This is a genomic window from Streptomyces seoulensis (assembly GCF_004328625.1).
In the GTDB taxonomy this organism is placed as follows: Bacteria; Actinomycetota; Actinomycetes; order Streptomycetales; family Streptomycetaceae; genus Streptomyces; species Streptomyces seoulensis.
Genome location: NZ_CP032229.1, coordinates 1,377,140 through 1,400,173 on the forward strand (window position 1 = coordinate 1,377,140; position 23,034 = coordinate 1,400,173).

Genomic DNA, 23,034 nt, shown 5'->3' on the forward strand with positions numbered 1-23,034 from the left:
CTCTTGCGCGGTCGGCCTGCTTTCACTTGACCGATGGCACCGGAGTCCCCCGGGTGGCGGGCGCGGCGGCCCGAGCCGGCCGCGCCCGCCTCACCGGCCGGTCAGCCGCCCATCTCCCGGTACTCGGCGACCAGCGCCCGCGTCGACGGGTCGAGACCGGGCACGTCCGCGCCCTCGGTGAGGGCGGGTTCGATGCGCTTGGCGAGGACCTTGCCCAGCTCGACGCCCCACTGGTCGAAGGAGTCGATGTTCCAGACGGCGCCCTGGACGAACACCTTCTGCTCGTACAGCGCGATGAGCTGCCCCAGCACGGACGGGGTCAGCTCGGGGGCCAGGATGGTCGTCGTCGGCCGGTTCCCCTGGAAGGTCTTGTGCGGGATCAGCTCCTTGGGCACCCCCTCCTCCCGGACCTCTTCCTCGGTCTTGCCGAAGGCGAGGGCCTGGGTCTGGGCGAAGAAGTTGGCCATCAACAGGTCGTGCTGGGACTTCAGTTCATCACTCAGCTCGTCCACCGGACGCGCGAACCCGATGAAGTCCGCCGGGATCAGCTTCGTCCCCTGATGGATCAACTGGTAGTACGCGTGCTGCCCGTTGGTCCCCGGCGTGCCCCAGACCACCGGGCCGGTCTGCCACTCCACCGGAGTGCCGTCCTTCTGCACGGACTTGCCGTTGGACTCCATGTCCAGCTGCTGCAAGTACGCCGTGAACTTGGACAGATAGTGGCTGTACGGCAGGACCGCGTGCGACTGCGCGTCGAAGAAGTTCCCGTACCAGATCCCCAGCAGGCCCAGCAGCAGCGGCGCGTTCTCCTCCGCCGGAGCGGTACGGAAGTGCTCGTCCACGGTGTGGAAACCGTCCAGCAGCTCCCGGAACCTCTCCGGCCCGATCGCGATCATCAGCGACAGACCGATCGCCGAGTCGAAGGAGTACCGGCCCCCGACCCAGTCCCAGAACTCGAACATGTTGTCCGCGTCGATACCGAACCCGGTGACCTTCTCCGCGTTCGTGGACAGCGCCACGAAGTGCTTCGCGACCGCCTTGTCGTCACCGAGGACGTCCAGCAGCCACTTGCGGGCCGACGTGGCGTTGGTGATCGTCTCGATCGTCGTGAACGTCTTGGACGCCACGATGAACAGCGTCTCCGCCGGGTCCAGATCACGGATCGCCTCGTGCAGGTCCGCGCCGTCCACGTTCGACACGAACCGCACCGTCAGGCCACGGTCGGTGAAGGGACGCAGCGCCTCGAACGCCATCGCCGGACCGAGGTCGGAGCCGCCGATACCGATGTTGACGATGTTCTTGATCCGCTTGTCGGTGTGACCGGTCCACTCGCCCGAGCGGACCCGGTCGGCGAAGCCGGCCATCTTGTCCAGCACCGCGTGCACGGCGGGGACGACGTTCTCCCCGTCGACCTCGATCACCGCGTCCCGAGGGGCACGCAGCGCGGTGTGCAGCACCGCGCGGTCCTCGGTCGTGTTGATCCGGTCACCACGGAACATCGCGTCCCGCTGACCGAACACATCCGTGGCGACGGCGAGTTCCTGGAGGAGCCGCAACGCCTCGGCGTCCACGAGCTGCTTGCTGTAGTCGATGTAGAGGTCCCCGACCTGGACCGTGTACGTCCGCCCGCGCTCCGGGTCGGCGTCGAACAGCTCCCGCAGGCCCGTCCCGCCGAATCCCTCGCGGTGCTCCTTGAGAGCGGCCCACTCGGGCGTCCGGTTCAGTGCTGTACGGCCTTCTGCGTTCATCTCCGGCTTCCGCCTTCCTTTCCGCGCCTGTCGCCTGTCCTGCCCCGTGTGCCCACTGCGGGACCAACCTAATTGATCACGCCGGGGCCGGGCCGGTGGTGACACCGCCCCGCTTCTCGTCCTTCGACACGTCCGCCGAGCGCGCCGGTATCAGTACGAGCACCGCCGCCGCGAAGAGGGCTGCCGTGAGGAGGGCGGGGGTGTAGAGGCCGAGGGTGCGGGCGGCGGCACCGCCCAGCAGGGCGCCGAAGGGCGCTCCGGCGGTGGAGGCGGTGCGGAAGGCGGCCGAGATACGGCCGGTCATCGCGGCGGGGGCGCGCTGCTGCATCAGCGTCACCTGGTTGACGTTCCACACCATGCCCATCGCGCCGAGCAGCAGCATCCCGGCGATCAGCGCGGCCAACTCCCGGACGGAGCCCATCAGGAGCAGCGCCCCGGTCTGCACGGTGCCGCCCAGCAGCAGGGCCCGTACCCGGCCGAGGCGGCCCGCCAGGCGCTGGGCCAGGAAGCCGCCGGCGATGCTGCCGGCCGAGTAGGCGGTCATGGCGGCGGCGTATCCGGCGTTCCCCGCGTGCAGCCAGCCGGTGACATGCAGGACCAGGGTGGCGATCAGGGCGCCCATGCCGATGTTGCACAGCAGGGTGGCTCCGCAGGTCGCGCGGAGCGCGCGGTCCCGCCAGAGGGCTCGCAGCCCCTCTCCCATGTCCGCGCGCAGGGTCGCGCCGGGCGGGCGCGGTTCACGTGCCGGCGACCCTGTGCGCAGGGAGGCCACGAGGGCGGCGCCCAGGAAGTAGGTGAGGGAGTCGACCGCATAGGGCAGGAACGCCCCGGCCGTCAGCAGCAGCGGCACCAGGGGTCCCCCGAGCAGTCCTCCGGCGAGCTGCTGACCGGTCATCAGGCGGGCGTTGGCGCTGCCCAGGGACTCCGGCCGGACCACGGAGGGCAGCAGGGCGGTCGCCGCGTTGTCGAACAGGGTCTGGAGCGCGGTGAGGGAGAAGGCGAGCGCGATCAGCAGCGGGATCGAGGCGTGCCCGAGGGCCACCGCGAGGGCGAACGCGGCGACGAGCAGCCCGCGCGCCACGTCCACGGCCCACATCGCGCGCCGTTGGTCCACCCGGTCGGCCACGGCGCCGCCCAGCAGGCCGAACAGCAGCCAGGGCACATAGCCGCAGGCGGTCACGGCGGCGACGGCGAGCGGGTCGTCGGTCAGCCGCACGGCGAGCAGCGGCAGCGCGGCCGTACGCAGCGCGTCGCCGAAGCGGGAGAGCACGGCGGCGCTCCACAGCCGCCCGAATCCGCCGCGCCACGCGGGCGTTGCCGCCCCCACCACCTGAGCCGTCGTCATGGCCGTCCCCCTGAGTCGCAGTTACCTCACTCACGGTAGGGGGCACCACTGACAACGGGGTCCGGCCTGCGGACGGGACAGCTCCGGCCGGGCACCCTCTCGGGTCCCGGCCGGCATCAACTCCTAGATCTCGCCCCGCAGTTTGGCGAGCGCCTCGGCGAGGATCGCCTCGCCGTCCGCGTCGCTGCGCCGCTCACGCACATAGGCGAGGTGCGTCTTGTAGGGCTCGGTGCGCGGCGGGTCCGGCGGGTTGTCCCGGTCCTGACCGGCCGGGAAGCCGCAGCGCGGGCAGTCCCAGGTGTCGGGGACCTGCGCGTCGCTGGCGAAGCTCGGCTGGGTCTCGTGCCCGTTGGAGCACCAGAAGGAGATGCGCAGACGCGGTGCGGACTCGCCGCGCTCGGCCTCGCCCATCGGCCCCGCACCGACCCGGCTTCCCCGGATCGCGTTGCCACTTGCCACGGTCGTAACTCCCTGCGTGATGGTGCCGCGAAGCAGGTCGGCCTATCGCTTCGCCGCGAGCGCCTCAGTCTACGTAAGGCCCAACGCGCGTCCAGTGAGGGGAGGTACCGCCTCCGCACAGACGCAAGCCCCATGATAGGCCGCGCTCGTGAGCGCGTACCGAACATGGGGCCTTACGTGTGGAATCTATGTACTTGTGGGACGTGCGGGGCATCGCGGCTGTACGCGCGGCCCCCGCCTCGGCGGTGCGGTCAGCCGCTCGACTTCATGAGCAGGCCGAGCACGATGATCGAGGCGAACCAGAGCACGGCGATCACGACCGTGATCCGGTCGAGGTTGCGCTCGGCGACCGAGGAGCCGCCCACGGAGGACTGCATGCCACCACCGAACATGTCGGAGAGGCCGCCGCCCTTCCCCTTGTGCATCAGCACCAGCAGCATCAGCAGCAGGCTGAAGACGATCAGGGCGATCGAGAACCCCAAAACCACGGCTGGACCAACTTCCTCGGATTCGGACGGACGGATTGAGCTGGACGACGGGGGCACGGCACGATGGCCATGCCCCCGCAAGAGTACGACGTATCGCCGCTACCGCCTACTCGCGGACCGGATCACTGATCGCGGAACCGGACGATCTTGACGAACTCGTCGGTGTCCAGCGACGCGCCGCCCACCAGGGCACCGTCGATGTCCGGCTTGGCCATGATCTCGGCGACGTTGCCGGACTTCACGGAGCCGCCGTACTGGATGCGGATCTTGTCGGCGACATCCTGGGAGTACAGCTCGGCGAGCTTGCCCCGGATCGCGCCGCAGACCTCCTGCGCGTCGTCGGAGCCGCAGACCTTGCCGGTGCCGATGGCCCACACGGGCTCGTAGGCGATCACGACGGTCTCGGCCTGCTCGGCCGGGACGTCCTTCAGGCCGCCCTCGACCTGGGCGAGGGTGTGCTCGACGTGGTTGCCCGCCTCACGGACGTCCAGCTCCTCGCCGACGCACAGGATCGGGGTGAGGCCGTTCTGGAAGGCCGCCTTGACCTTGGCGTTGACCACGTCGTCGGTCTCGTGGTGGTACTGGCGGCGCTCGGAGTGCCCGGCCAGCACGTAGGAGCACTTCAGCTTGGCCAGCATCGGGCCCGAGATCTCGCCGGTGTAGGCGCCGGACTCGTGCCGGGAGATGTCCTGGGCACCGTACTTGATCTTGAGCTTGTCGCCGTCGACCAGGGTCTGCACGGAGCGCAGGTCGGTGAAGGGCGGCAGGACGGCGACCTCGACGGCCTCGTAGTCCTTGTCGGCCAGGGCGAAGGCGAGCTTCTGGACGTGCGCGATGGCCTCGAGGTGGTTGAGGTTCATCTTCCAGTTGCCCGCCATGATCGGCGTGCGAGTGGTCATGCGGGGTCAGTCCTCCAGTGCGGCGAGGCCGGGGAGCGTCTTGCCCTCGAGGTACTCGAGGGAGGCGCCGCCGCCGGTCGAGATGTGGCCGAATGCGTTCTCGTCGAACCCGAGCGTACGCACCGCGGCGGCGGAGTCACCGCCGCCGACGACGGAGAAGCCGTCGGAGTCGACGAGCGCCTGGGCGACCGCCTTGGTGCCCTCGGCGTAGTCGGGGTGCTCGAAGACGCCCATCGGGCCGTTCCAGAACACGGTCTCGGCGTCGCCGAGCTTCGAGGCGTACAGCTCGCGGGTCCTCGGGCCGATGTCCAGGCCCTCCTGGTCGGCGGGGATCTTGTCCGCGTCGACCACGGTGTGCTCCGAGGGCGCCTTGGTCTTCAGGTCCGGGAACTCCGGGGAGACCAGGACGTCCACGGGCAGGACCAGCTCGACGCCGTTCTTCTCGGCGCGCTCCATGTACTCCTTGACGGCCGGGATCTGGTCCTCCTGGAGGAGGGAGATGCCGACCTCGTGGCCCTGCGCCTTGAGGAACGTGTAGGCCATGCCGCCGCCGATGAGCAGACGGTCGGCCTTGCCGAGCAGCTCGTCGATGACGGCGAGCTTGTCGGAGACCTTGGCGCCGCCGAGGACGACGACGTAGGGGCGCTTGACGTCGTCGGTGAGCTTCTTCAGGACGCCGACCTCGCGCGCGATCAGGTAGCCGGCATAGTGCGGCAGCCGGGCCGGGAGGTCGTAGACGGAGGCGTGCTTGCGGTGCACGGCGCCGAAGCCGTCGCCCACGTACACGTCGGCGAGGGCGGCCAGCTGGTCGGCGAACTCGCCGCGCTCGGTGTCGTCCTTGGAGGTCTCGCCGGGGTTGAAGCGCAGGTTCTCGATGACCGCGACCTGACCCGGCTCCAGGCAGTCGACGGCCGCGTGGGCGGCGGGGCCGACGGTGTCCTCGGCGAAGGCGACCGGGGTGCCGAGGAGTTCGGCGAGACGCTCGGCGACGGGCAGCAGCGAGAAGGCCGGGTCCGGGGCGCCCTTGGGACGGCCAAGGTGGGAGGCGACGACCACCTCGGCGCCCGCGTCGGCGAGGGCCTTGATGGTGGGCACGACGGCACGGATGCGGCCGTCGTCGGTGATGGTCCCGTCTGCCAGCGGCACGTTGAGGTCGGCGCGGACGAATACCCGCTTGCCGCTCACGCCGTCGGCGAGAAGTTCGTCGATCGTCTTCATTGAGTGGACTCCTGGAGAGGGCTCGTGATGCCCCTGATCGTAAGAGGGCGTGGTCCGTGCGTGAGACAGGGCCCGGACGGCGCGGCCGTGCGCTGCCCGGGCCCTGCTCTCACTTCAAGGTCCTGCTGTGTCCGATCCCGTGGATCAGAGCTGCTCGCCGACGAAGACCGTCAGGTCCACGAGACGGTTGGAGTAGCCCCACTCGTTGTCGTACCAGCCGAGGATCTTCACCGTGTTGCCGTCCTGGACCATGGTCAGGGACGAGTCGAAGGTGCAGGAGGCCGGGTCGCCGACGATGTCGGAGGACACGATCTCGTCCTCGGTGTAGGACAGGAAGCCCTTGAGCGAACCGTCCTCGGACGCCTTCTTGAACGCGGCGTTGACCTCGTCCTTGGTGACCTCGCGCTGGAGCTCCACGACCAGGTCGGTGGCCGAGCCGGTCGGGACCGGGACGCGCATCGCGATGCCGTCGAGCTTGCCCTTGAGCTGCGGCAGGACCAGCGCGGTGGCCTTGGCGGCACCCGTGGTGGTCGGGATGATGTTCTCGGCGGCGGCGCGGGCGCGGCGCAGGTCCTTGTGCGGGAAGTCCAGGATGCGCTGGTCGTTGGTGTACGCGTGCACCGTGGTCATCAGGCCGCTGACGATGCCGAAGTTCTCGTCCAGCACCTTCGCCATCGGCGCCACACAGTTGGTGGTGCACGAGGCGTTGGAGATGACGTGGTCCTTCGCCGGGTCGTACTTGTCCTGGTTGACGCCCATGACGATGGTGATGTCCTCGTCCTTGGCCGGAGCCGAGATGAGGACCTTCTTGGCGCCGCCGGCCAGGTGCTTGGCGGCGTCGTCGCGCTTGGTGAAGATGCCGGTCGACTCGATGACGATGTCGACGCCCAGCTCGCCCCACGGGATGTCGGCGGGGTTGCGCTCGGAGAGCACCTTGATGGTGTGACCGTCGACCGTGATCGTGTCGTCGGTGTGCGTCACCTCGGCCTTGAGGCGGCCCAGGATGGTGTCGTACTTCAGCAGGTGCGCCGTGGTCGCGGTGTCACCCAGGTCGTTGACAGCCACAACCTCGATGTCCGCACCCTGCTCCAGCAGAGCGCGGAAGTAGTTACGCCCGATGCGGCCGAAGCCGTTGATGCCTACGCGGATCGTCACGAACCGATCTCCTCGTTGGTACGCCGGCCATGCGGTGCCGGCGAGCTGTATTTGGGATGTCCCCGACCACCCACGACCCTACCCCTCCGCAGCCCCTGGGGTGACATCGAGATGGCGCATAAAAGGGCAGGCGTTCCGTACCCGTCAGTAGGGTACGGAACGCCTCGGAACGGCGGTGGATTCACTCCTCTTTGTCAGGGAATGACGGGCACCGCTGACGCGCTTTTCACTCGTTCGTGAGCGGGTTGGCTCACCTGATACGGGCGCCTTCCGCGCACCGTTGAGAGGGGGTCTCGCTCACCTGTCGAGTGCGGCGAGCGCCTTGCGGACGAGAGCGGTCCGTTCGGCCGCCGACGGGACCTGTTCCAGGCCGAATCCGAGCAGCACGGTGTCGTCGGTGGTGATGGCCCCATAGGTCTGGAAGAGGGCGCCGGTCCGGGTCCAGTCCTTCAGCACCGCCGGGCTCCCGGCCGGGGGGCCGGAGGCGCGCCAGGGGCCGAGGGAGGACTCGAACCCTTCCGTCTCCTTCGCGTTGCCGCCGACGACGAGCGAGGCGTCGTCGACGAGCACGCCGTGGCCGCCGGTGCCGGGGTCGGTGATGTAGGAGACGGACAGCTCGATCTGCTTGCCCGCGTAGGTGCTCAGGTCGAAGTCCACCCGCTGCCAGCCCGACGAGCGTCCGGTGAGGCTGTGCCACCGGCCGGTGGTCCCGGTGGCGGTGCAGGCGTTGCCCGTGAGCGTCAGGTAGTGCTTGAGCCAGGGGTGCTCCCCGACCAGGAACCCGGCCCCGCACTCGGCGGGCACGGCGTCGGTGGTGGCACCGCCCGCCTCCGGCAGGGTCGTCCAGTCGTCGGCGCCGACGGTGTGCACCTCCACCACCGCGTGGTCGTAACCCCGCTCGGTGTCCCACAGCAGCCGGGTGCCGAACGCGGGCTTCTCGGCGGCGCCGACCCCCGTGAGGTCGATGGTGCGGGTGAGGCGCTTGTAGGCGTCGTCGGTGTGCACGGCGGCGGCCATGTACGAGCCCGCGTACGGCCCGTACGGGCTGACGGCACCCGTGAACCGGCCCGCGCCCGCGCTGCGGAACTGCGGGTACGTCGCGGCGGGCAGCTCGTCCGAGGTGACCCCGTAGGCACCGGCCGCGTCGAGCGGGTTGCCCGGGGCGTCGCCGAGCGTGGCGGAGACGCCGTTCAGTGCGCCGGTGCCGGTGATGCCGGTGGCGCCCTTGGTGGAGGTCCGGCTGTAGGCGCCCAGGTAGTACTGGCTGAAGTCGTCGGAGAGGTTGCCGCCGCCGAGGTCCACCTCGCCGCCGGCCTGCTCGCCGGCCTCGATCAGCTTGCCGCCCTCGTTGAGGTGGGCGCGCAGCTGGAGCTGGGTGGCGTTGCCGGGCCCGTCGGGGCCGGAGTAGTGGACGACGGTGCGGAAGTGGCCGAGGACGCCGAGGGCATCGGGGGTGCCCTGCCGGGCGGTGTCCCACACCAGGGGCCGGCGGCCGGCCGCCTTGAGCGCGTCGGTGTAGGCGCGGGCCTGGGTCGCGGTGACGCCCTCTTCCGCTACGACGAGGGTGTCGGCGGTGCCCCGGTCGGCGACGGTGTAGGTGAAGTGACGGCTCGCCTTCGCACGGCCCGCTCCCGTGAACCAGACCTCGACCCGGTCGCCGGCTCTGCCGCCGGGCACCTCGGCGCGGTACTGGTCGAAGTGGAGGTTGTCGTCGCCGCCGTAGGTCTCGCCGCCCTTCCACGGGCGCAGGGTGCGCTCGTGGGTGCGGCCCTTGTTGACGCGGTACACCAGTCGCTTGTTCCGGACCGACTTGCGGGCGACGACGGAGACCTGCTGGCCGCTGCCCCGCGCGTAGGAGGTGGTGAAGGCGGCCGGGGTGAAGTCGGGGGCGCTCAGGCCGACCGTGGAGACGGGCCGGTCGGGGTGGGCGGCGGTCTCCGCGACGGAGAGCGCGAACGGCACGTTCTTCTCGAACTCCCGCTGGATCAGCGTCTCGTCGTCCGGGAAGGTGAAGACCGAGCGGCAGTCGTCGGGGTTCCAGGCGTCGTCCGGGTCGGACTCGGAGGCGGTCGCGCAGGTGGACATCTCGGGGGTGAACATCGCCATGCCGTTGACGTTCGCGGCCTGCCCGTCCGCCTCGCCGTTGGTGGTGTACAGCTCCGAGGAGACCTGCGAACGGTAGCCGGGGATCGCCGGGTTGTCGGGGGTGCCGGCCAGCGCCCGGTAGAGGACGTCGTCGGGCGTGTCGGTGGCGACCTGCCAGCCGACGCCGTAGAGGAGCAGCTCGGCGGCGGAGTGGTAGTTGATGCCGTACGCGAACCGCACGCGCTTCTCCAGCGCGTCCAGCGCCCTGGTCTCCGGCTCGGAGTTCGCGCTCGGGCCGCGGTAGGTCTCGCTGGCGGGGCTGGGGGACGAACCCTCGTCGTCGTAGCCCCACTTGTAGCCGAAGTTGCGGTTGAGGTCGACGCCGTCGCCAGTGCCGATGACCCCGTCGCCGTTGACGTCCCGCAGGTTCTTCCGCCACAGCCGGGTACTGGAGTCCTTGAAGGTGTAGTCGTAGCCGTCGGGGTTGGCGGACAGCACGAACCACAGCTCGGTGGTGTCCACGAGCTTCTTGATCCGCTTGTCCGACCGGTAGTTGTCCAGATAGTGGTGCATCAGGCGCCGGGTCATCTCCGGCGTGATCCACTCCCGCGCGTGCTGGTTGGACACGTACAGCACGGCGGGCCGGGAGCCGTCCTTCGTGCTGCGGGCGTTCCTGGTGACCTTGAGCGCGAGGATGTCCTGGCCGCGCACGGTACGGCCGATGGACTCGACCTTGGCGAGGCCGGGGTTTTCCTGGGCGGTCCGCAGGATCTCCTCCTTGAGCCCGCCGCTCCCGCTGTACGGGCGGAACACGCCCTGGGCGGCGGCCGACAGGCGCTTGCCGGCGCCGCTCGGCAGGGCGTGCTCGGTGAGGCGGACGCCCTGCGCCTTCAGGCCGCGGGCCTGTCCGTCGGTGAGGTAGACCTCGACGGCGGTCCGGCCGCGCGCGGCCACCCGCTCCCCCAGCTCGTGGGCGTCCTGTCCGGCCCTGAGCAGCAGGGGCACCTGGGCGCGGGTCACCTCGGCCCGGAAGACCTTGACCTCGCTGCCGCTACCGGCGGGCGCGCTCTCCCTCGCCTGGGCGACGGGCGTGAGGCAGGCCGCTCCGGCCAGCAGCGCCCCGACGGCGAGGACCGCCCTGGCCGTGGGTCGGGACACGGGTCTTGGCGTGGTTCTTGCTGTGGGCCGGGCTGCGGGTCTCACTCGGTGTCTCATGAACCCCCCTCGCGATGGTCCGCCACAGCGGCGAACAGGTTGCCAGGCTCATGTCACTGCATGATCGAGTCAAGAGCGCCCCAAGGACACGCGAAACGCCGGTGCCGACCACCCGATCGGGCGACGGCACCGGCGTCTGTGCGGCGTTTTCCCGCCTTCGCGGCCCGGGGCTCAGCCCGCGAGGTTGTCCGCCAGCTCCTCGGAGAGGTTGGCCTCGGTGCTCGGGATGCCGAGGTCGGAGGCGCGCTTGTCGGCCATCGCCAGCAGCCGGCGGATACGGCCTGCCACCGCGTCCTTGGTCAGCGGCGGGTCGGCCAGCGCGCCCAGCTCCTCCAGGGACGCCTGCTTGTGCTCCATGCGCAGCCGGCCGGCGGCGGCGAGGTGCTCGGGCACCTCCTCGCCCAGGATCTCCAGCGCCCGCTGCACCCGCGCCCCGGCGGCCACGGCGGCCCGCGCCGAACGGCGCAGGTTGGCGTCGTCGAAGTTGGCGAGCCGGTTGGCGGTCGCGCGGACCTCGCGCCGCATCCGGCGCTCCTCCCAGGCCAGCACCGACTCGTGCGCGCCGAGCCGGGTGAGCAGGGCGCCGATGGCGTCACCGTCGCGGACCACGACCCGGTCCACGCCCCGCACCTCGCGGGCCTTGGCGGCGATCGACAGCCTGCGCGCGGCGCCGACCAGCGCGAGCGCGGCCTCGGGGCCGGGGCAGGTGACCTCCAGCGAGGAGGACCGGCCGGGCTCGGTGAGCGAACCGTGCGCCAGGAAGGCACCGCGCCAGGCGGCCTCGGCGTCACAGGTGGCGCCGGAGACGACCTGCGGGGGCAGGCCCCGGATCGGGCGGCCCCGGCCGTCCACCAGGCCGGTCTGCCGGGCCAGCTGGTCGCCGCCCGCCACGACCCGCACCACGTAGCGCGAGCCGCGCCGCAGCCCGCCGGGCGCCATCACGATCAGCTCGGAGCTGTGCCCGAAGATCTCCAGGATGTCCCGCTTGAGGCGCCGGGCCGCCATCGCGGTGTCCAGCTCCGCCTCGATCACAATGCGCCCGCTCACCAGGTGGAGGCCGCCGGCGAACCGCAGAATGGCGGAGACCTCCGCCTTTCTGCAGCAGGTCCGGGTGACGGGAAGCCGGGAGATCTCATCCTTCACCGCTGCCGTCATCGCCATGGGCCGATCCTTCCATGCATCCGAAAAATACGGTCGTACGCGGCGGCCAGCAGCTCCGGATCGTGCCGGGGAGTTCCGTCGGTCCGGGCCACCGGCGCCAGCTCGACCGCGGCTCCCAGCCGCTTGGCGGCCTCGGTGAGCGAATCGCGGTCGGGCACGGCCGCCTCGTCGGCCAGCACCACGTCCAGGGCGAGTTTAGGGGCGTGTCGCCCCAAAACCTCCAAATGACGCTGCGGTGAGAAGCCCTCTGTTTCGCCGGGTTGCGGGGCGAGGTTCAGCGGGAGGACCCGGCGCGCCTTGGTCTGGGTGAGCGCGTCCAGCAGTTCGGGCACGAGCAGGTGCGGGATGACGGACGAGAACCAGGAGCCCGGCCCGAGCACCACCCAGTCCGCGTCCAGCACCGCTTCGACCGCCTCCGGCACGGCGGGCGGGTCGGAGGGCACCAGGTGCACCGACTGCACCTCCCCCGGCGTCAGCGCGACCGTCGCCTGTCCCCGGACGGTGTCCACGTCCTCCGGCCGCGCCGGGTCGTGGCCCTTGACCAGGGCCTGGAGCTCCAGCGGCACGGCCGACATGGGCAGCACCCGGCCGTGCGCGCCGAGCAGCCTGCCGACCAGGTCGAGCGCCATCACATGGTTGCCGAGCTGCTCCCACAGGGCGACGATGAGCAGATTGCCGACCGCGTGGTCGTGCAGGTCGCCCTGGGACTGGAAGCGGTGCTGGATGACCCGGGCCCAGGTCTGGCCCCAGTCGTCGTCCCCGCACAGCGCGGCCAGCGCCTTGCGGAGGTCGCCGGGCGGCAGTACGCCCAGCTCGTCGCGGAGACGGCCGCTGGAGCCGCCGTCGTCGGCCACGGTGACCACGGCGGTGAGGTCACCGGTGATCCGGCGCAGCGCGGCGAGCGAGGCGGACAGGCCCATGCCGCCGCCGAGCGCGACCACCTTGGGCTGGGCACCGCGCCTGCGGGGCCGCGCGCCCCGCACCTCGACGGGACGGGACGCGCGGGCCTCGGCCGCGCGCCCGAGGCGCCCCTCGGGGACCACGCGGCGCAGGCCGCGCAGCCGCCCTGCACGGTCGGTCATTCGCGTCCCATGTCCCGGTGCACGACCACCGTCTCCACGCCCTCCGCCGCGAGACGCGCCGCGAGCTTCTCCGACATGGCGACCGAGCGGTGCTTGCCGCCGGTACAGCCGATGGCGATGGTCACGTACCGCTTGCCCTCGCGGCGGTAGCCGGCCGCGATCAGCCGGAGCAGCTCGGCGTACCGGTCGAGGAACTCCTTGGCGCCGGGCTGGTTGAAGACGTAGGAGGCGACCTCCTCGTTGACCCCGGTGAAGGGGCGCAGCTCCGGGACCCAGTGCGGGTTGGGCAGGAACCGCATGTCCGCGACCAGGTCGGCGTCGACCGGGAGGCCGTACTTGAAGCCGAAGGACATCACGGTGGCCCGCAGCTCGGGCTCCTCCTCGCCCGCGAACTGGGCGTCCATCTTGGCGCGCAGCTCGTGCACGTTGAGGCTGGAGGTGTCGATGACCAGGTCGGCGTCGCCGCGCAGCTCGCGCAGCAGTTCCCGCTCGGCGGCGATGCCGTCCACGATGCGGCCGTCGCCCTGGAGGGGGTGCGGGCGGCGCACCGACTCGAAGCGGCGCACCAGGGCGTCCTCGGAGGACTCCAGGAAGACGATGCGCCGGGTGACGCCCCGGCTGTCGAGGTCCGCGAGCGACTCACGGAGGTTGTCGAAGAAGCGGCGGCCACGCACGTCCACCACGACGGCGATCCGCGCCACGTTGCCCTGCGAGCGGGCTCCCAGCTCCACCATGGTGGGGATCAGCGCGGGCGGCAGGTTGTCGACGACGAACCAGCCCAGGTCCTCCAGGCACTTCGCGGCCGTCGAGCGGCCGGCTCCGGACATGCCGGAGATGATCACCAGCTCCGGGATGGGCGCGTCGTTGGCCGCTGCCGGCGTGACGTCCTGACTCACCTGTGCTCCGTTGTCCTGTTCCGCCGCCCCCGGGGGGCTGTCGTCCGTCGCCGCGTGTGCGCGGTCCCGCTCGGCCGTGGGCCGTGCCTCGTGCTCGGTCATGTCTCCTGCCCCCGTCGGTCGTCCGGGAGGCCCGCGCTCACGGACTCTCCGGAGGAACCGCCCGTCGTGTCGGGTTCCTCTTCGTCAATGATCTCTCCGGTCGCCGTGTTCACGGCGGGTGCGGCCGGGGCCGAACGGGCGAGTGCCACCGCGATCGTCTCGGCCGTCTTCCGGCCTATGCCGGGTACTTCCTGGATCTGCTCGATGGTGGCGGCGCGCAGCCGCTTGACCGAGCCGAAGTGCTTGATGAGGGCCTGCTTGCGGGTCTCGCCGAGGCCGGGCACCTCGTCCAGCGGGCCGCTGCGCAGCCGCTTGGCACGCTTGGCGCGCTGGTAGGTGATGGCGAAGCGGTGGGCCTCGTCGCGCACCCGCTGCAGGAGGTAGAGACCCTCGCTGCTGCGGGGCAGCACCACGGGGTCCTCCTCGCCGGGCACCCAGACCTCCTCCAGGCGCTTGGCGAGGCCGCACACGGCGATGTCGTCGATGCCCAGCTCGTCCAGCGCGCGCCGCGCGGCGGCGACCTGCGGACGGCCGCCGTCGACCACGACGAGCTGGGGCGGGTAGGCGAACTTCTGGGGGCGGCCGTCGTCGTCCTTGGGGCCACCGACGACACCGTCGTCCTCGGCGGTCAGGGGGGCACCGGCGGGCGTGCCGTCGACCGGGGTGTCCTCGGCGCCCGCCCACTCGCCGGACTTCTCCTTCTCCGCCAGGTAGCGGCGGAAACGGCGGGTGATCACCTCGTGCATGGAGCGGACGTCGTCCTGGCCGGCGAAGCCCTTGATCTGGAAGCGGCGGTACTCGTTCTTGCGCTGGAGGCCGTCCTCGAAGACGACCATGGAGGCCACCACGTCGTCGCCCTGGAGGTGGGAGATGTCGTAGCACTCGATCCGCAGCGGGGCGCTGTCCAGTTCGAGGGCGTCGGCGATCTCCTCCAGCGCGCGGGAGCGGGTGGTGAGGTCGGAGGCGCGCTTGGTCTTGTGCAGCACGAGGGCCTGCTGGGCGTTGCGCTGGACGGTCTCCATCAGCGCCTTCTTGTCGCCGCGCTGCGGGATGCGCAGCGAGACGTTGGCCCCGCGCCGGACGGTCAGCCACTCCTGGACCGGCTCCACCGGGTCGGGCAGCGCCGGGACCAGCACCTCCTTGGGCACGGAGTCGCCGGTCTCCTCGCCGTAGAGCTGCTGGAGGGCGTGCTCGACGAGGGCGCCGGTGGTGATCTCCTCGACCTTGTCGGTGACCCAGCCGCGCTGGCCGCGCACCCGGCCGCCGCGCACGTGGAAGATCTGGACGGCGGCCTCCAGCTCGTCCTCGGCGACGGCGACGAGGTCGGCGTCGGTCGCGTCGGCGAGCACGACCGCGTTCTTCTCCATGGCCTTCTTCAGCGCGCCGACGTCGTCGCGCAGGCGGGCGGCACGCTCGTACTCCATCTCGTCGGACGCCTCGGCCATCTGGCGCTCCAGACGGCGGAGGTAGGTGCCGGTGCGGCCGGCCATGAAGTCGCAGAACTCCTCGGCCAGCTCGTAGTGGTCCTCCGGCGAGATCCGGCCCACGCAGGGCGCGGAGCACTTGCCGATGTACCCGAGCAGGCAGGGGCGGCCGGTGCGCTCGGCGTTCTTGAAGACACCGGCCGAGCAGGTGCGTACCGGGAAGACGCGCAGCAGCAGGTCGACGGTGTCCCGGATGGCCCACGCGTGGGCGTACGGGCCGAAGTACCTGACGCCCTTCTTCTTGTGACCGCGCATCACCTGGACGCGCGGGAACTCCTCGTTCATCGTGACGGCGAGGTACGGGTAGCTCTTGTCGTCGCGGTATTTGACGTTGAACCGGGGGTCGTACTCCTTGATCCAGGAGTACTCCAGCTGCAGCGCCTCGACCTCCGTGGACACCACGGTCCACTCCACGGACGCGGCGGTGGTGACCATGGAGCGGGTGCGGGGGTGCAGGTTCGTCAGATCCTGGAAGTAGTTCGCCAGGCGCTGGCGCAGGCTCTTCGCCTTTCCGACGTAGATCACCCGGCGGTGCTCGTCACGGAACCTGTACACCCCCGGAGAGTCGGGGATCTCGCCCGGCCTGGGGCGGTAGCTGGAGGGGTCGGCCATGACTCACACCCTACTGGCGAGCGCGGACACCGCGCCGGGCCTGTGGACAACGGTCACGGGGGCACCGGACCAGCCTGTGGACAACCCTTCCGGCGAGGGCTCCGGGGTGTCACGATCCAGGCCATGACGTGACCCAGGGTGTTGTCGGGGTCTGGTCAACACGCTTCAATGCGTGGGAACTCGGGGCCGCGCACTCGGCGCACGCGAACGGCGTGCCCGCCCGCGAGCGCGCCCCCGAGCGGCGCTCGTGGTCGGGCCGGCACCCGACCCCGCACCGCGGTCTGACCAGCCGCGGTGACACCTCACAGAAAGGCTTCTGTGCATGCCACATGTCACAGAGCACCCGGACCTCGCCTCCGCCGAGCTGGAGACAGCCCTGCGGAGCGGCCCCTTCCATGTGGCGCTGCGCGCCGCGATAACCGCCCGCGGGCTGCCGCTCCAGCGCGTGCAGCACCACCTGTCGCGCCACGGGGTGAAGGTCGGCGTGACCAGCCTCAGCTACTGGCAGCAGGGCGCCCGCCGCCCCCAGCGGCCGGAGTCGCTGCGGGCCGTGCGCGCGCTGGAGGAGATCCTCAGGCTGCCCGAGGAATCCCTGATCAGGCTGCTCGCCGAGGCGCCGGAGACGGCCGACGGCGACCGTCCGGCGCCCCGCTCCTACCGCTCGCTCGTCGAGGCGTCCGACACGCTGGACCGGCTCCGGGCCGAGCTGGACTGGATGCCGGACGGCGGCATGCACACCCTCGGCCACCACGAACGCGTCCGCGTCGGGGGACGGCGCGAACTGGCGAGCCGGGAGTCCGAGCACATCGTCCGCGCCCACCGCGACGGCGTGGACCGCTTCGTCGCCGTCCACCACGGCGACCCCGGCTGCCGCCCGGACGACATGGCCGTGCACGCGCTGGAGAACTGCCGCACCGGGCGCGTCCGGCTGGACCGGGAGACCGGTGTCCTGGTGGCCGAGCTGCTCTTCGGCACCCGGCTGCGCTCCGGCGACACCTTCCTGTTCCGGTACGGCATCACCGACGGCACCGCCGGGGCCTCGCACGAGTACGTCCACCGCTTCGGCTCGCCGGGCGGCCAGTACGCGCTCCAGGTGCGCTTCGACGCGTCCGCTCTCCCGGCCCGCTGCCACCGCTTCAGCCAGTTCTCTCCCGCCGCACCGCGCACGGGACGGCAGGAGCTGGCGGTCAGCGAGCCGCACCGCAGCGTCCATGTGGTGGAGCCACGGGTGCGGCCGGGGACGGTGGGGATCGCCTGGGAGTGGGAGTGATTCTCTTTCAGACGCCCTGAGCGGGATGACCAGCGGCGTCAGGCGGCCGGGCCCGCGACGATCCGGCCGTCCGCCACCTTCACCGGCAGCTCGCTCAGCGGCTCGGTCGCCGGCGCCTGGACCACCTTGCCGGTGACGGCATCGAACTCGCTGCCGTGGCAGGGGCAGACCAGGGTCGTGCCTTGCAGTTTGTTGATCACGCACCCGGCGTGCGTGCAGACCAGGCTGTACGCCTTCAGGGCACCCGCGCCGTCCCGGCTGACCACCACGTTGTGGTCGCGGTAGAGCTTCGCGGCGCCCTTGGCCACCTCGCCCTCGGCCCCGAGGTCGACGGAGGAGGTGACCGCCGAGGCGCCCTTGTCGTCCTGGGGAGCGGCGCAGGCGGCCAGCCCGAGCCCGGCGACCGGCGCCACGGCGGCTCCTCGGAGGACGGTACGGCGGCTCGCGGACGATCGGGCGGGCATCGGTCTCTCCACAGGTCAGGGGATGTGCAGAGCGACCTTATCGGGGCATGGGGGACGGCCCCGGGGCGGGGGCGGGCGCCCGAGGCTTCGGCGCCCCCGGACGGGGACGCCTTCGCAAACGCTTGCGCAAGCGTTTACGCACCGGTGGCCGATGGGATACGTTCCCGCCCGTGGGACCGACGGCGGTCGCCGGGGCCCGCAACCGCCCGCCACGCTCCGGCCGGCGGCCGGGACACGTTCCGGGATCTCGGGATCCCGTGGGATTCGTGGGAGGGGAAGCGCGATGTCCACCATGGCCGACGTGGCCCGGAGCGCCGGTGTCTCCGTGGCGACCGTCTCCCACGTGCTCAACGGCACGCGCCCGGTACTCCCCCACACCCGGCAGGCGGTGCTGGACGCCGTCGAGACCCTCGGCTACACGCCCAACTCCCTCGCCCGCTCCCTGGTGACCTCCCGGACCCGCTCCATCGGGCTCGCGGTGTCGGCGATCAGCAACCCCTACTTCACCGAGATCCTCCAGGGCGTGGAGGCGGCCGCACTGGAGGCGGGGTACAGCCTGCTCATCGCGGACCCGCACGACGACCCCGAGCACGAGCTGAAGGTGGTCCAGCTGCTGCACGGGCGCCGGGTGGACGGCATGATCGTCGCGCCCTCCGCCGAGCCGGGCGGACTCGTGGCGTACCTCCGGCGCCAGGCCGTGCCGACGGTGCTGCTGGACCGGGTGCTGGGCCCGGCCGGCCCGGGGCAGGAGCCGTTCGACCAGGTGTGCGCCGAGAACTCCGGGCCCATGGCCGAGCTGGTCACCCACCTCGCCTCCTTGGGACACCGGCGGATCGGCCTGGTCGCCGGGCTGCCGGGGCTCAGCACCACGGACGAGCGGATCGCGGGGTACCGGCAGGGCCTCGCGGCGGCGGGGCTCGACGCCGACGACGCCCTCGTGGTGTCCGGCAGCTCCGAGGCCACGGGTGCCGAGCGGGCCACGGCCGCGCTGCTCGCCCTGCCCGCCGCGCCCACGGCGCTGGTCACCGCCAACAACGCGATGACGATCGGTGCCCTGCGCGCCCTGCGGGAGCGTGGCCTGGGCGTGCCCGGCGACATCGCCCTCGCCTGCTTCGACGACTTCGCCTGGGCCGACCTGTTCGCACCCCGGCTCACCGCGATCGCCCAGCCCAGCCGGGAGATGGGCGCGCGGGCCGTCCGGGTGCTGCTGGACCGCCTGGCGGCGCCGGACCGGGAGGCCAGGACGGTACGGCTGCCCTGCGCCTTCGTCCACCGCGCCTCCTGCGGCTGCCCGGAGCCCCGGCCGGGAGACGCCGGGAGCAGCATGGAATCGACCTCGCAGTCCGAGAAGGGAACCACCCCGTGATCGTCGTCGCCGGTGAGGCACTGATCGACCTGGTACCGCAGGGCCGTGGCGCCCTGGCCGGCCTCCGGCCCGCGCTCGGCGGCGGCCCGTTCAACACCGCCGTGGCCCTCGGCCGGCTGGGCTCGCCGACCGCCTTCGCCTCCCGCACCTCGCACGACGCCTTCGGCGAGGCCCTGCTCGACGGGCTGCGGCAGGCCGGGGTGGACGTGTCCGCGGTCCAGCGCGGCCCGGAGCCGACCACGCTCGCGGTGGCCACCATCGACTCCGGCGGCTCGGCGGCCTACTCCTTCTACGTCGAGGGCACCGCCGACCGCCTCTTCACCACCCCGGCCGCCCTGCCCGAGGGCACCCGCGCGGTGTCCTTCGGCACCTGCTCGCTCGCCCTGGAACCGGGGGCGAGCGCCTACGAGGCACTGATGCGGTCGGCCGCCGGTCAGGGCCTGTTCACCGCGCTCGACCCCAACATCCGGGCGGGCCTGATCCCGGACGCGGACGCCTACCGCGAGCGGTTCCGGGGCTGGCTGCCCTCGGTGACGCTGCTGAAGCTGTCCGAGGAGGACGCCGAGTGGCTCGGCGGTACCCCGCGCGAGTGGCTGGCGGCGGGCCCCTCCGCCGTGGTCGTCACGCGGGGCGGTGACGGCCTCACCGTCTTCACCGCCGACGGCGCGGAGCACCGGGTGCCCGGCGAGAAGGTCGACGTCGTGGACACCATCGGCGCCGGGGACACCGTGAACGCGGCCCTGCTGCACGGCCTGTCCACCCTGGACGCGCTGTCCGCGCGGGCGCTCGCCGGGCTGCACCCGGACACCTGGCGACGGCTGCTCGGCTTCGCCGCGCGAGCGGCGGCGATCACCTGCTCCCGGGCGGGCGCGGAGCCGCCGTACGCCGCCGAGCTGGGCGAACTGTGACCCGCTGAAACGGCGAGCGGCGCCTCGCGGGAGGAGTCCCGCGAGGCGCCGCTCGTACGAAGGTCCGCCGTCAGGCCTTGGGGGCCCGCGTCGTCTTCTTGGCGGCCGTCTTCCTGGCCGTGCCGGCCTTGGCGGTCGCGGTGCTGTTGGCCTTGGCCGGCACCGCCTTCGCCGCCGTCTTCTTCGCGGTCTTCCGCGCCCTCGGGGCCTTCACCGGGCCCGCGTCGCTGACCCGGTCGGCACCGAGGACCTCGCGCAGGAACTTGCCGGTGTGGCTGGCCGGGACCGCCGCGACCTCCTCGGGCGTGCCCTCGGCGACCACGAGACCGCCGCCCGCGCCGCCCTCCGGGCCCATGTCGATGACCCAGTCGGCAGTCTTGATCACGTCGAGGTTGTGCTCGATGACGACGACCGTGTTGCCCTTGTCCACCAGACCGGTGAGGACCTTCAGCAGCTTGCTGATGTCCTCGAAGTGCAGACCGGTGGTCGGCTCGTCCAGCACGTAGACCGTGCGTCCGGTGGAGCGCTTCTGCAGCTCGCTGGCGAGCTTGACGCGCTGCGCCTCACCACCGGACAGGGTGGTCGCGGACTGGCCGAGCCGGACATAGCCGAGGCCGACGTCCTTCAGGGTGCGCAGGTGCCGGGAGATGGCGGGCACCGCCTCGAAGAAGTCGGTCGCCTCCTCGATCGGCATGTTCAGCACGTCGGCGATGGACTTGCCCTTGTAGTGGACCTCCAGGGTCTCCCGGTTGTACCGGGCGCCGTGGCAGACCTCGCACGGGACGTACACGTCCGGGAGGAAGTTCATCTCGATCTTGATCGTGCCGTCGCCCGAGCAGTTCTCGCAGCGGCCGCCCTTGACGTTGAAGGAGAAGCGGCCGGGCTGGTAGCCCCGCACCTTCGCCTCGGTGGTCTCGGCGAACAGCCTGCGGACGTGGTCGAAGACACCGGTGTAGGTCGCCGGGTTGGAGCGCGGGGTGCGTCCGATGGGCGACTGGTCGACGTGCACGACCTTGTCCACCAGGTCGTCGCCGTCCACGCGCGTGTGGCGGCCGGGGACGTTCCGCGCGCCGTTCAGCTCGCGGGCCAGGTGGGTGTAGAGGATGTCGTTGACCAGGGTCGACTTGCCCGAGCCGGACACACCGGTGACGGCCGTGAAGACGCCCAGCGGGAAGGACACGTCGATGTCCTGGAGGTTGTTCTCCCGCGCGCCGCGCACCACGAGCTGACGGGACGGGTCGAGCGGCCGGCGCATGCCCGGCAGCGGGATCGACTTGCGGCCGGAGAGGTACTGGCCGGTCTGCGACTCCGCGTTGGCCAGCAGCTCCTTGAGGTGACCGCTATGGACGACCTTGCCGCCGTGCTCGCCGGCGCCGGGGCCGATGTCCACGATCCAGTCGGCGACCTTGATGGTGTCCTCGTCGTGTTCGACCACGATGAGGGTGTTGCCCATGTCGCGCAGCCGGACCAGGGTCTCGATCAGCCGGTGGTTGTCCCGCTGGTGCAGGCCGATGGACGGCTCGTCCAGCACGTAGAGCACGCCGACCAGGCCGGAGCCGATCTGGGTCGCCAGGCGGATGCGCTGCGCCTCGCCGCCGGACAGGGTGCCGGCCGCGCGGTTGAGGGAGAGGTAGTCCAGGCCGACGTCGACCAGGAAGCGCAGCCGCTCGTTGACCTCCTTCAGCACGCGCTCGGCGATCTTCTTGTCACGGGCGTTCAGCTTCAGCTCGCCCAGGAAGTCCGCGCAGTCGCTGATCGACATCGCGGAGACCTCGGCGATCGACTTCCCCATGACGGAGACCGCGAGGACGATCGGCTTCAGACGGGTGCCCTCGCAGGAGGGGCAGGGCACCTCGCGCATGTAGCCCTCGAAGCGCTCCCGGCTGGCGTCGCTCTCGGCCTCGCTGTGCCGCCGCTTGACGAAGGGCACCGCGCCCTCGAAGGGGGTGGTGTACACCCGCTCCCGGCCGTACCGGTTGCGGTAGCGGACCTCGATCTGGGTCTTGTGGCCGTACAGCAGGGCCTTCTTGGCCCGCTGGGGCAGCCCGGCGAAGGGGATGTCGGTGCGGAAACCGAGGGCGTCCGCGAGAGCGTTGATCAGCCGGCCGAAGTAGTCCTTGGTGTGGCCGTGCGACCAGGGGTGGATGGCGCCCTCGTCGAGCGACTTGTCCTCGTCCGGGACGATCAGCTCGGCGTCGACCTCCATGCGCGTGCCGATGCCGGTGCACTCCGGGCAGGCGCCGAAGGGCGAGTTGAAGGAGAAGGAGCGCGGCTCCAGCTCCTCGAAGGACAGGTCGTCGTACGTGCAGTAGAGGTGCTCCGAGAACATCCGCTCGCGCTCGGGGTCGTCCTCGGGGAGGTCGACGAAGTCGAGCACGACCATGCCGCCGGAGAGACCGAGCGCGGTCTCCACGGAGTCGGTGAGGCGGCGCTTGGCGGAGTCCTTCACCGTGAGGCGGTCGACGACCACCTCGATGGTGTGCTTCTCCTGCTTCTTCAGGGTCGGCGGCTCGGACAGCTGGATGGTCTCGCCGTCGACCCGCGCGCGGGAGTAGCCCTTGGTCTGGAGGTCGGCGAAGAGGTCGACGAACTCGCCCTTGCGCTCGCGCACCAGCGGGGAGAGGACCTGGAAGCGGCTGCCCTCGGGCAGTTCCAGCACCTTGTCCACGATGGCCTGCGGCGACTGGCGCGAGATGGGCCGGCCGCACTCGGGGCAGTGCGGCTTGCCGATGCGCGCGAAGAGCAGCCGCAGGTAGTCGTAGACCTCGGTGATGGTGCCGACCGTGGAGCGCGGGTTGCGCGAGGTCGACTTCTGGTCGATGGAGACCGCGGGCGAGAGGCCCTCGATGAAGTCGACGTCGGGCTTGTCCATCTGCCCGAGGAACTGGCGGGCGTACGAGGAGAGCGACTCCACGTAGCGGCGCTGGCCCTCGGCGAAGATGGTGTCGAAGGCCAGGGAGGACTTGCCCGACCCGGACAGGCCCGTGAAGACGATGAGCGCGTCACGCGGCAGGTCGAGCGAGACATTCTTCAGGTTGTGCTCGCGCGCGCCACGGACGATGAGACGGTCGGCCACG

At 71.4% G+C, this 23,034-nt stretch carries 17 protein-coding genes; 3 read left to right on the forward strand and 14 right to left on the reverse strand.

What is annotated here, in order from left to right; translation table 11 throughout:
* Positions 1 to 101: 101 nt before the first annotated feature.
* The 12 genes from pgi to uvrC form a co-directional block, all read right to left on the reverse strand.
* Entirely contained in the window at positions 102 to 1,748 is a 1,647-nt protein-coding gene (pgi, locus tag D0Z67_RS06510; RefSeq protein ID WP_131589619.1) for a glucose-6-phosphate isomerase, read from the reverse strand.
* Between the two features lie 76 nt (positions 1,749 to 1,824).
* Positions 1,825 to 3,093 (reverse strand): MFS transporter, encoded by a 1,269-nt coding sequence (locus D0Z67_RS06515; protein WP_078873516.1) that lies wholly within the window; start codon positions 3,091 to 3,093, stop codon positions 1,825 to 1,827.
* A 123-nt stretch (positions 3,094 to 3,216) separates the two neighbouring features.
* Positions 3,217 to 3,552, reverse strand: a complete 336-nt coding sequence (locus D0Z67_RS06520; protein ID WP_003957010.1) for an RNA polymerase-binding protein RbpA — start codon at positions 3,550 to 3,552, stop codon at positions 3,217 to 3,219.
* Between the two features lie 251 nt (positions 3,553 to 3,803).
* Positions 3,804 to 4,040, reverse strand: a complete 237-nt coding sequence (gene secG / locus D0Z67_RS06525; protein ID WP_030809737.1) for a preprotein translocase subunit SecG — start codon at positions 4,038 to 4,040, stop codon at positions 3,804 to 3,806.
* Positions 4,041 to 4,162: 122 nt separating this feature from the next.
* Positions 4,163 to 4,939, reverse strand: a complete 777-nt coding sequence (gene tpiA / locus D0Z67_RS06530; RefSeq protein WP_031182817.1) for a triose-phosphate isomerase — start codon at positions 4,937 to 4,939, stop codon at positions 4,163 to 4,165.
* Between the two features lie 6 nt (positions 4,940 to 4,945).
* Complete coding sequence (locus tag D0Z67_RS06535; RefSeq protein WP_031182818.1) at positions 4,946 to 6,157, reverse strand: phosphoglycerate kinase; 1,212 nt, start codon at positions 6,155 to 6,157, stop codon at positions 4,946 to 4,948.
* 144 nt (positions 6,158 to 6,301) lie between these two features.
* Entirely contained in the window at positions 6,302 to 7,312 is a 1,011-nt protein-coding gene (gene gap / locus D0Z67_RS06540) for a type I glyceraldehyde-3-phosphate dehydrogenase (RefSeq protein WP_031182819.1), read from the reverse strand.
* A 297-nt stretch (positions 7,313 to 7,609) separates the two neighbouring features.
* Entirely contained in the window at positions 7,610 to 10,555 is a 2,946-nt protein-coding gene (locus tag D0Z67_RS06545; RefSeq protein WP_031182820.1) for a M14 family metallopeptidase, read from the reverse strand.
* Between the two features lie 228 nt (positions 10,556 to 10,783).
* Entirely contained in the window at positions 10,784 to 11,773 is a 990-nt protein-coding gene (whiA, locus tag D0Z67_RS06550) for a DNA-binding protein WhiA (protein ID WP_030809753.1), read from the reverse strand.
* Positions 11,764 to 12,855, reverse strand: coding sequence for a gluconeogenesis factor YvcK family protein (locus tag D0Z67_RS06555; RefSeq protein WP_031182821.1), 1,092 nt, complete (start codon positions 12,853 to 12,855; stop codon positions 11,764 to 11,766). The genes whiA and D0Z67_RS06555 overlap by 10 nt, the downstream gene beginning before the upstream one ends.
* Positions 12,852 to 13,853 carry an RNase adapter RapZ gene (rapZ, locus tag D0Z67_RS06560; RefSeq protein ID WP_031182822.1) on the reverse strand — a complete coding sequence of 334 codons (1,002 nt, stop codon included), beginning with the start codon at positions 13,851 to 13,853 and terminating at the stop codon, positions 12,852 to 12,854. The genes D0Z67_RS06555 and rapZ overlap by 4 nt, the downstream gene beginning before the upstream one ends.
* On the reverse strand, positions 13,850 to 15,949 hold the full coding sequence (gene uvrC, locus D0Z67_RS06565) for an excinuclease ABC subunit UvrC (protein ID WP_031182823.1): 2,100 nt from the start codon (positions 15,947 to 15,949) through the stop codon (positions 13,850 to 13,852). The genes rapZ and uvrC overlap by 4 nt, the downstream gene beginning before the upstream one ends.
* A gap of 322 nt (positions 15,950 to 16,271) precedes the next feature.
* Here uvrC and D0Z67_RS06570 point away from each other — a divergent pair, with 322 nt between their 5' ends.
* Positions 16,272 to 17,219 carry a hypothetical protein gene (locus tag D0Z67_RS06570; protein ID WP_031182824.1) on the forward strand — a complete coding sequence of 316 codons (948 nt, stop codon included), beginning with the start codon at positions 16,272 to 16,274 and terminating at the stop codon, positions 17,217 to 17,219.
* Between the two features lie 38 nt (positions 17,220 to 17,257).
* Here the strand turns inward: D0Z67_RS06570 and D0Z67_RS06575 are convergent, their stop codons facing one another.
* On the reverse strand, positions 17,258 to 17,683 hold the full coding sequence (locus D0Z67_RS06575; protein WP_031182825.1) for a Rieske (2Fe-2S) protein: 426 nt from the start codon (positions 17,681 to 17,683) through the stop codon (positions 17,258 to 17,260).
* Between the two features lie 283 nt (positions 17,684 to 17,966).
* On the opposite strand from D0Z67_RS06575, the gene D0Z67_RS06580 reads away from it, so the two are divergent.
* Together D0Z67_RS06580 and D0Z67_RS06585 are read left to right on the forward strand one after the other, a co-directional pair.
* Entirely contained in the window at positions 17,967 to 19,049 is a 1,083-nt protein-coding gene (locus tag D0Z67_RS06580) for a LacI family DNA-binding transcriptional regulator (RefSeq protein WP_031182826.1), read from the forward strand.
* Positions 19,046 to 19,957: a carbohydrate kinase family protein gene (locus D0Z67_RS06585; protein ID WP_031182827.1), complete on the forward strand. Its 912-nt coding sequence runs from the start codon at positions 19,046 to 19,048 to the stop codon at positions 19,955 to 19,957. The genes D0Z67_RS06580 and D0Z67_RS06585 overlap by 4 nt, the downstream gene beginning before the upstream one ends.
* 70 nt (positions 19,958 to 20,027) lie before the next feature.
* On the opposite strand, the gene uvrA is transcribed toward D0Z67_RS06585, so the two are convergent.
* Positions 20,028 to 23,033: an excinuclease ABC subunit UvrA gene (uvrA, locus tag D0Z67_RS06590; RefSeq protein ID WP_031182828.1), complete on the reverse strand. Its 3,006-nt coding sequence runs from the start codon at positions 23,031 to 23,033 to the stop codon at positions 20,028 to 20,030.
* Position 23,034: the final 1 nt, after the last annotated feature.